The sequence below is a fragment of the Arthrobacter sp. JCM 19049 genome (genome assembly GCF_001310435.1).
On record NZ_BAXF01000613.1, the window covers coordinates 1 to 1,140 of the forward strand.

The following is a 1,140-nucleotide window of genomic DNA, read 5'->3' on the forward strand; positions in this document are numbered from 1 at the left end:
GGCGTGCGCGTAGGGGGCGGCCAGTGCCGCCTGCACCAGCTCGGTGTCAGGTTGGCCGTTGATCACCTGATAGTCGGCGCCGCGGAAGAGCGCGGCCGCCCGATGCATGAGCACCAGCTGGGCCGGGTCGCAGACATCCAGGGTGCGCAGGAACTGCCCGTAGTCCAGGTGCTCCTCCCAGCGGTGGCCCAGCACCCGGCTTTGCAGCCGGAACTCGGCCAGGTCCTCGGGCCGCGGCGGCGGCATGGTGCGCAGGATCCCCACCTTGTGCTGCAACATCAGCTCGGCGGCGGCCATCCCGGTCAGCAGTGAAATCTGGGCGTTGTAGTCCTCCACCGGCAGGGGAGTGCGGCTGACCAGCGTGTAGTTGCCGTGGGCGTCGACCTGAACATCCTGTTCGGGCAGGTTCAGGCTGGCCCCGCGCCGGCGGGCCTCCTGGCTGATGCGCAACCTGCCGATGCGCTGCAACAGCACCAGCTGCGCATCTGGGGCGCCGGAGTCCAGCTGCTGCTGGGCGGTGAGGTAGTCTCGCTTGGCCTGGGAGCGGATCATGGAGCGGTGCAGGGCGGTGTGCCGCAGTTGGCCCTCCGCGTCCAGGTCCAGCACCCAGATGAACGCCCGCCGGGGGCGTCCGGGCAGCAGCGAACCGTGATCCTCCCCAATCACCTCGGGATGCAGCGGGATGCGCCGGTGCGGCAGGTAGATCGTCTGCCCGCGTTGGCGGGTGGCGGCGTCCAGCACACCGCCCAGCTCCACCAGGGCCGGCACATCGGCGATGGCGTAGTGGATACGGTACCCGGTGGCGGTTTCACTCAGGTGCATGGCCTGGTCCAGGTCGGTGGAGGTGGCCGGGTCCAGGGTGAAGAAGGGCAGATCGGTGTGATCTTCGGGGGCCGGGGCCAGTTCGGCCACAGCGCGTTCGGCGGCGGCGAGCACCGGGGTGCTGAAGGGCCCGGGCAGCTGGAACTCACCCTCCAGCTGCTCAAGCAGCTGTTGCAGGGTGGTGCTGCGGACAGGGGCGGGGACTTGGACCTGACGATTGAACACAAGCCCAGCATAATCACCGGCGATGGTGCCAGTCATGGAAAACGCCGGTGGCCCCCGGCGCTCGGAACGCGGCGGGCCACCGGGCAGGCCGGT

1 protein-coding gene is annotated in these 1,140 nt (G+C 69.6%); it reads right to left on the reverse strand.

Going from position 1 to position 1,140, the window contains the following annotated elements:
* On the reverse strand, positions 1 to 1,047 hold a 1,047-nt coding region (locus JCM19049_RS14950; RefSeq protein WP_054821963.1), incomplete at its 3' end, for an RNB domain-containing ribonuclease.
* Positions 1,048 to 1,140 lie beyond the last annotated feature (93 nt).